The organism is Cupriavidus sp. SHE (genome assembly GCF_000812445.1).
GTDB classification, from domain to species: Bacteria; Pseudomonadota; Gammaproteobacteria; order Burkholderiales; family Burkholderiaceae; genus Cupriavidus; species Cupriavidus metallidurans.
In genome coordinates, this window is the sequence record NZ_JWMB01000001.1 from 87,401 (window position 1) to 94,911 (window position 7,511).

Annotated in this window: 7 protein-coding genes and 1 pseudogene; 7 read left to right on the top strand and 1 reads right to left on the bottom strand. The window is 63.3% G+C overall.

From position 1 onward, the window contains the following. The first annotated feature begins 46 nt into the window (after positions 1-46). The gene (locus RN01_RS00410; protein ID WP_008641895.1) at positions 47-598 is read left to right on the top strand and encodes an NUDIX hydrolase; all 552 of its coding nucleotides are present in this window, start codon (positions 47-49) and stop codon (positions 596-598) included. Beyond that, positions 595-1,674, top strand: a complete 1,080-nt coding sequence (mnmA, locus tag RN01_RS00415) for a tRNA 2-thiouridine(34) synthase MnmA (RefSeq protein ID WP_017514257.1) — start codon at positions 595-597, stop codon at positions 1,672-1,674. The genes RN01_RS00410 and mnmA overlap by 4 nt, the downstream gene beginning before the upstream one ends. A gap of 108 nt (positions 1,675-1,782) precedes the next feature. On the opposite strand, the gene RN01_RS00420 is transcribed toward mnmA, so the two are convergent. Beyond that, on the bottom strand, positions 1,783-2,397 hold the full coding sequence (locus RN01_RS00420) for a glutathione S-transferase (RefSeq protein ID WP_011517495.1): 615 nt from the start codon (positions 2,395-2,397) through the stop codon (positions 1,783-1,785). 384 nt (positions 2,398-2,781) lie between these two features. Here RN01_RS00420 and purB point away from each other — a divergent pair, with 384 nt between their 5' ends. The 5 genes and pseudogenes from purB to RN01_RS00445 form a co-directional block, all read left to right on the top strand. Then, complete coding sequence (purB, locus tag RN01_RS00425; RefSeq protein ID WP_008641901.1) at positions 2,782-4,158, top strand: adenylosuccinate lyase; 1,377 nt, start codon at positions 2,782-2,784, stop codon at positions 4,156-4,158. A 325-nt stretch (positions 4,159-4,483) separates the two neighbouring features. Continuing rightward, positions 4,484-5,050, top strand: coding sequence for a cytochrome b (locus tag RN01_RS00430; protein ID WP_011517494.1), 567 nt, complete (start codon positions 4,484-4,486; stop codon positions 5,048-5,050). Positions 5,051-5,084: 34 nt separating this feature from the next. Next, positions 5,085-5,660, top strand: coding sequence for a YceI family protein (locus RN01_RS00435; RefSeq protein WP_008641904.1), 576 nt, complete (start codon positions 5,085-5,087; stop codon positions 5,658-5,660). A gap of 97 nt (positions 5,661-5,757) precedes the next feature. Continuing rightward, complete coding sequence (locus RN01_RS00440) at positions 5,758-6,348, top strand: YceI family protein (protein ID WP_017515481.1); 591 nt, start codon at positions 5,758-5,760, stop codon at positions 6,346-6,348. Between the two features lie 366 nt (positions 6,349-6,714). Then, positions 6,715-7,511, top strand: a pseudogene (locus RN01_RS00445) (SAM-dependent methyltransferase); the annotation flags it as partial.

A 7,511-nucleotide genomic window follows, 5' to 3' on the forward strand; every position in this document is an offset into this window, starting at 1 on the left:
ATGCACGTTCGCACGGCAACCGGTAAAATGCCGGATTGCTTAAAAAATGTGCACCATGTCACGTGATTGGAATGCCAGCGTCACGGTAGCCGCCGTTATCGAACGGGGTGGCCGCTTCCTGCTGGTGGAAGAGGAAACCGCGGATGGTCTGCGTCTGAACCAGCCCGCCGGCCATCTGGAAGCGGGCGAGAGCCTGATTCGCGCCGTCGTGCGCGAAACGCTCGAGGAAACCGCGCATTCGTTCGAACCGCGCGCGCTGCTGGGCGTCTACACGAGCCGCGGCCGTTCGTCGCGCGATCAGGGCGACACCACCTATATCCGCTTCGCCTTTACCGGCGATATCGGCACACTCGATGCCGGGCGCCAGCTGGATACCGGCATCGTCCGTACCGTGTGGATGACCGCCGAGGAACTGCGTGGCTGCCCCGAGCGCCATCGCTCGCCGCTGCTGATGGCTTGCGTCGACGACTACCTGGCCGGCAAGCGCTTCGCGCTCGACATGATCCATACGCATCCGAGCACCGTGGCCGCGTCGATCGCGCCGGGCGACACCGCCGCACCGACGAATCCGCCGGCGCAGGCAGGAGCGGCATCATGAGCGGCAAGCGAGTGGTGGTGGGCTTGTCCGGTGGCGTCGATTCGTCGGTCACCGCATGGTTGCTGAAGCAGCAGGGTTATGAAGTCATCGGCTTGTTCATGAAGAACTGGGAAGACGATGACGACAGCGAATACTGCTCGACGCGCCAGGACTGGCTCGACGTGGCGTCCGTGGCCGACGTGATCGGCGTGGACGTGGAAGCCGTCAACTTCGCCGCCGAGTACAAGGACCGCGTGTTCGCCGATTTCCTGCGCGAATACTCTGCTGGCCGCACGCCGAATCCGGACGTGCTGTGCAACGCCGAGATCAAGTTCAAGGCCTTCCTCGATCACGCGATGTCGCTGGGCGCCGATACGATTGCCACGGGCCACTACGCGCGCGTGCGGCAGGCGGCCAACGGCAAGTTCGAATTGCTCAAGGCGTTCGATCACACCAAGGACCAGAGCTACTTCCTGCACCGCCTGAACCAGGCACAGCTCTCGCGCACGCTGTTCCCGCTAGGCGAGATCCCGAAGACACGCGTGCGCGAAATCGCCGCGGAAATCGGCCTGCCGAACGCGAAGAAGAAGGACTCCACCGGTATCTGCTTTATCGGTGAACGTCCGTTCCGCGACTTCCTGAACCGCTACCTGCCGACCCAACCGGGCCCGATGAAGACACCCGAAGGCAAGGTGGTGGGCGAACACATCGGCCTGGCGTTCTACACGCTGGGCCAGCGCAAGGGCATCGGCCTGGGTGGCAGCCGTGATGGTAGTGGCGATGCCTGGTACGTGGCGCGCAAGGACATGGCCAGCAACACGCTCTACGTGGTGCAGGGCCACGACCATCCGTGGCTGCTGACGTCGGAACTGAACGCTGCGGATCTGTCGTGGGTGGCCGGCGGGCCGCCAGCGGCGGGTGCCACGATGGCCGCCAAGACGCGGTATCGACAGAGCGATGCCCCTTGCACAGTGGTGGCAGCCGAAGGCGATGCGTTGAAGCTGTCGTTCGCGGAGCCGCAGTGGGCGGTGACGCCGGGGCAGTCGGCCGTGCTGTATGACGGGGATGTCTGCCTGGGTGGCGGGATTATCCAGTAAGGCGGGAAGGGTGCCGGCAGATTGGGCGGCACCGGAATGCAACACGGCGCGTCACACCTGGTGTGAAGCGCCGTGCAAGATCACACGTAGACAGCCGTGTGAGGGCGATCAGCCTCGCGGGGGCTCGGTGTCGATAAACGACTGGCGCTTTTCGATCTTCTCCTGGAACGCCACCAGATTCGGATGGCGGTCGCGCCATGCGATGTCCGGGAAACGGAAGTCCAGGTAGGCCAGCGCGCAGCCAACGGCCACGTCGGCCAGCGTGTAATGGGTGCCGGTGCACCAGGTCTTGTCGGCCAGGCCGGTCGACATCGCCGTCAGCGCGGCGTCGATCTTGCTGCGCTGGCGCTGCACCCAGCTTTCGCTGCGTTCGCTTTCCTTGCGCTGCGTGACCTCCAGGCGCGCCAGCAGTGCGGCGTCCAGCAGGCCATCGGCCAGGGCTTCCCAGCAGCGGACTTCCAGCCTCTCACGGCTGCCCTGCGGAATCAGGCGGCTGACTGGCGAGAGCGTGTCGGCATACTCGGCGATCACGCGCGAATCGAAGACCGCGCCGCCGTCCTCCATGACCAGGCAGGGCACCTTGCCGAGCGGATTGAACCGACCGATCGTGGTGTCTGGCGACCAGACGTTCTCCTCGATCATCTCGTAGTCAATTTTCTTCTCCGCCAGCACCACGCGCACTTTCCGCGCGTACGGACTGGTTTGGGACGCATACAGCTTCATGTTCTCCCCTTGAGCTTGTTATGAAGTGCATCGGCGCTCCTTGGCAGGCGGATTTCCACGCTGGCAGACGGGCCGCTTGCCCGATGCACTTCATAACAGGCTAATGGATGAGCGAGCGCGAGTATACCCGCGCCGGGCGCCGGATGCGCCACCAATGCGGCCTGGCGCACGGATGGCGGGACATTGGTCATGGCGTGCAGCACAGCGCCATGGTCCGATGATAAAATCGCGCGTTACGCTTTCCGCGGCCCCGTGCACACCAACGTTGCCCGGTGATCGCACAAATCGCGCCGTGCGGCGCATTGATCGCTTCGCACGTGCCTCGCCCCCCGCACCCGCCATGTGCGGAACGCGCCCATACCTCCCTTACTTCTGGTTGCCAGCATGTCCACGTCTTCCCTTTCGCCGCTTACCGCCCTGTCTCCCATCGATGGCCGCTATGCCGCCAAAGCCGATGCATTGCGCGAGTGGCTGTCCGAGGCGGCCTTCATGCGCAACCGCGTCAAGGTGGAGGTCAACTGGCTGATCGCGCTGGCCCAGGCCGGCCTGCCGGACGTGCCGAAGTTCTCGGCCGCATCGGAGGCAAAGCTGCTGTCGCTGGTGGAAAATTTCACCGAGGCCGACGCCGCCCGGATCAAGGAAATCGAGGCCGTCACGAACCACGACGTGAAGGCCGTCGAGTACTGGCTCAAGGAGCAGGTCAAGGGCAACGCGGAGCTCGAGGCCGCCAGCGAGTTCATTCACTTCGCCTGCACGTCCGAAGACATCAACAACACGTCGCACGGCATGATGCTCAAGGGCGCCCGCGACGGCGTGATCGTGCCGGCGCTCAAGCGCGTGCATGCGCGTCTGGTCGAGCTGGCAAAGCTGAACGCCGCCCAGCCGATGCTGTCGCGTACGCACGGCCAGCCGGCCAGCCCGACCACGCTCGGCAAGGAAATGGCCAACGTGGCCGCGCGTCTGGCCCGCGCCATCGAGCGTGTGGAGCGCGTGGAACTGCTCGGCAAGATGAACGGCGCCGTCGGTAACTACAACGCGCACCTGTCCGCCTATCCGACGTTCGACTGGGAGTCGTTCTCGAAGCAGGTGATCGAGACACGCCTGGGCCTGACGTTCAACCCGTACACGATCCAGATCGAACCGCACGACTACATGGCCGAGCTGTTCGATGCCGTCGCCCGCGCCAACACGATCCTGCTGGACCTGAACCGCGACGTCTGGGGCTATATCTCGGTGGGCTACTTCAAGCAGAAGACCAAGGCTGGCGAGATCGGCTCGTCGACCATGCCGCACAAGGTCAACCCGATCGACTTCGAGAACTCGGAGGGCAATGTCGGCCTGGCCAACGCCGTGCTGCGCCACCTGTCCGAGAAGCTGCCTGTGTCCCGCTGGCAGCGTGACCTGACCGATTCGACCGTGCTGCGCAACATGGGCGTGGCCTTCGGTTACAGCCTGCTGGCTTACGAGGCCTGCCTGCGCGGCCTGGGCAAGCTGGAAACCAACCCCGAACGCCTCAACGAAGACCTCGACAACTGCTGGGAAGTGCTGGCGGAGCCGGTGCAGACCGTGATGCGCCGCTTTGGCGTGCCCAATCCGTACGAGCAATTGAAGGAGCTGACCCGCGGCAAGGGCATCTCGCGCGAGGCGCTCCAGACGTTCGTGCAGGGTCTGGCGATTCCCGACGATGCCAAGGCGCTGCTGCTGGCGATGACGCCCGCCAGCTACATCGGCCGCGCCGTGGAACTGGCGAATCGCATCTGACGCCTGAGACGCGTTAAGAAACAAAAAGGGCTGGCCTGGTGCCAGCCCTTTTTGTTCTTGTCAGCCGTCAGGGTTGGGGCAGAAATTACCGCCGCGCGGTCAATTGCCGGCACATGTGACCCGGATGACGGGTTACGATCACCGGCATTGCGGCGGGTGCGACATCTGGTCGCTTCAAATGATTTGAACAACTTAATGAAGTTCGGCCGTTCCCAGCTAATGGGCGGGCCCCAATAATGCGAGGATTCGCTGCGACGGGACTGGCCGGATCTGCAACATTCACGTCGCGCGCACAACGAATGCATCAACGAAGGGATTGATAGACATGAGTTCCAAAGGCTCCATTCCGGCCGGCCGGCCCGCCGGATACACAGCCACCGCCATCGGTCTGCACTGGCTGATCGCCTTCGGCATCTTCGCCGCGTTCGGCCTGGGCCTCTATATGACCGGGATTCCCGGCCTGACGCCGACCAAGCTGAAGTTGTTCTCGTGGCACAAGTGGATCGGCGTGACGATCTTCATCGTGGCCGTGCTGCGCGTGATCTGGCGCGCCACCCATGCCGCGCCGCCCGTGGCGCCCGGCACGCCGGCCTGGCAGGCCAAGGCTGCTGCTGGTGCGCATCATTTGCTGTACCTGCTGATCCTGATCGTGCCGATTACGGGCTATCTCTACAGCTCTTCGGCGGGCGTGCCCGTGGTGTACCTGGGCCTGTGGAAGCTGCCGCCGCTGATCGAGGCCAGCGACACGCTCAAGCCGATCCTGAAGTTTGCCCATATCTGGCTGAATTACCTGATGGCGGCGATCGTCGTCGTCCACGCAGCCGCCGCGATCAAGCACCAGGTGATCGACCGCGATGGCACGCTCGGACGCATGATCCCGTTCCTGCGCTAACCGCTTGATCCATCTACTCGCACTGGAGTCAAAGATGAAACGCATGTCTCGCCCTGGCGTGATGCTCGTGTCGGCCGCACTGGTCACCGCCGGGCTGGCCGCCAATATCGGCTGGGCCCAAATCGACACCGCCAAGAGCTCGGTCACCGCAACCGCTCGCCAGATCGGCGTGCCGATGGAAGGCAAGTTCAAGAAGTTCGACGCCACGGTCGACTTCGATCCCGCCAAGCTGGCAACGTCGGCGGCCAAGGTCGAGATCGACGTGTCGAGCTTCGAGATCGGCGACGCGGAAACGACCAAGGAGGTCAAGGGTCGCGAATGGTTCGACGCTGCGAAATTTCCGAAAGCCGTGTTCCAGTCCACCAGCATCAAGGCTGGCGCTGCGGGCAAGTATGACGTTGCCGGCAAGCTGACCATCAAGGGCAAGACCGTGGACGTGGTGGTGCCGGCCTCGTACAAGCAGGACGCCGGCGGCCAGGTCTTCGAAGGCGTGCTGCCGATCAAGCGCACAGTGTTCAACATCGGCGACGGCGAATGGAAGGACACTTCCGTGGTCGCCGACGACGTGCAGATCAAGTTCCGTATCGTTACCCCGGTCAAGAAGGGGTGAGGCGCCAGCGGTCCCCGGACCGCCTGGTTCACCTGAAGTCATCCTTTTGCCGGTTTCATCAGACCTTCCTATCCAACCTCCAGACGGGAGACCTTATATGAAGATGCGCACCCTTTTCGCCGCTGTCGCGGCTGCCTCCGCCACGCTCGCCGCCGGTTCCGCACTGGCCAATGCGTCGACGTACAACATCGATCCGACCCACACCTACCCGAGCTTCGAGGCTGACCACATGGGCGGTCTGTCGACGTGGCGCGGCAAGTTCGAGAAGTCGTCGGGCGTCGTGACGCTGGACCGCGCCGGCAAGACGGGCTCCGTGGATATCAAGATCGACGCGTCGTCGATCGATTTCGGCAACGGCAAGCTCAACGAGCACGCAAAGGGCCCCGAAATGTTCGACGTGCAGGCCTTCCCGGAAGCCACGTACAAGGGCAAGTTCTCCAAGTTCAAGGGCGACGTCCCGACCGAAGTCGACGGCGTGCTGACGCTGCACGGCGTGTCGAAGCCGGTCAAGCTGGAAATCCGCGAGTTCAAGTGCATGCAGCACCCGATGCTCAAGCGTGAAGCCTGCGGCGCCGATGCCGTGGCCCAGATCAACCGCGCCGATTTCGGCATCGACTACGGCGTCAAGTACGGCTTCAAGCAGGACGTGAAGCTTGCCATCCAGGTGGAAGCCGTCAAGGCGGACTGAGCCTGCTGCAGTAGCGATGAACGTACAAGGGGACATTTCCAGCCCCATCTGAATGAGCCAGCCGTGTGCTGGCTCATTTTTTTTGGGGATTGCATACCCTACTCAAATACCGCAGGTGCACAGTTGTACGGTTTCGGGCAGCCACAGTACAATGGTTCGCCGCAGTCCCACCCCCGGGACGGCGTTCGCATCGGCCTGCGCCGATCGAACCCGTCCCCGCAACAGGTCACGCGCATCGCTATGAGCATTGGCTGCATTCCCTGAGTTGGTTGTCCGCCGCAAGGCCCCTTGCCTGAGCTGTACCCGGCCGGTGCCCATTGGCGCCACGGTGCGCAGCGTTTTTCGGATTTCCCCTGGCGCGATACCGTGTACTCCAAAACCCAAATCGATCCGGTAGTTAGCTTCCGCAACTCGCAGGGCGAGCAGGTGCGTGGCACGATCATCAATCTCCAGCGCAAGTCGCTGGTGATGGAAATCTACAATCCTTATTCCATCGTTCAGGTCAGCGAGGTATTGAGCGAACTGAGCGTGCGCATGGGCGCGAAAAATGCGTACCTGGGCAAGGCCGTGGTCATGAGTCTGGTGAATACCGGCCTGACCGCGGTGGTGTCCCTGACGCTGATCGACGAGTGGCGCGAGCTCACCGACGTCAACGATGCGCCCAAATCGGTGGCGCGCGAGGCCGAGCTGTTCGTGCAGGATTGGGACACACGTTTCAACATCCGGCGCGACTACCAGATCGTGGTCAACGAGATGCGCGCGTATCTCTCGGAAGTCTCCCGATGGGTCGAGCAGGTGGACCTGACCGAGTCGCTGCCGAAGCGGGAAGGACGCCTGCGCGAAGACGTGTTCTACGAATTGGCCACGCCGCTGATGGGCAAGGTGAAGGTCTATCTGGACTGGCTCGAGGACGAGGCGCAACGCGTCGATCCCGAACTGGCGCCGGTCCACCGCACCTATGCGCAGGCCGCGCTGCACCCGCTGCTGCTGCGCGCGCCGTTCGTCTATCGTACGTTCACCAAGCCGCTCGGTTATGCCGGCGATTATGAAATGGTGAACCAGATCCTCAGCGATCCGCAGCAGGGGCCCACCACTTACTTCCAGATCGTCAACACGGCGTTCCTGAAGGCGGCCGTGGCCACCGCGCACCGCAACCGGATCGA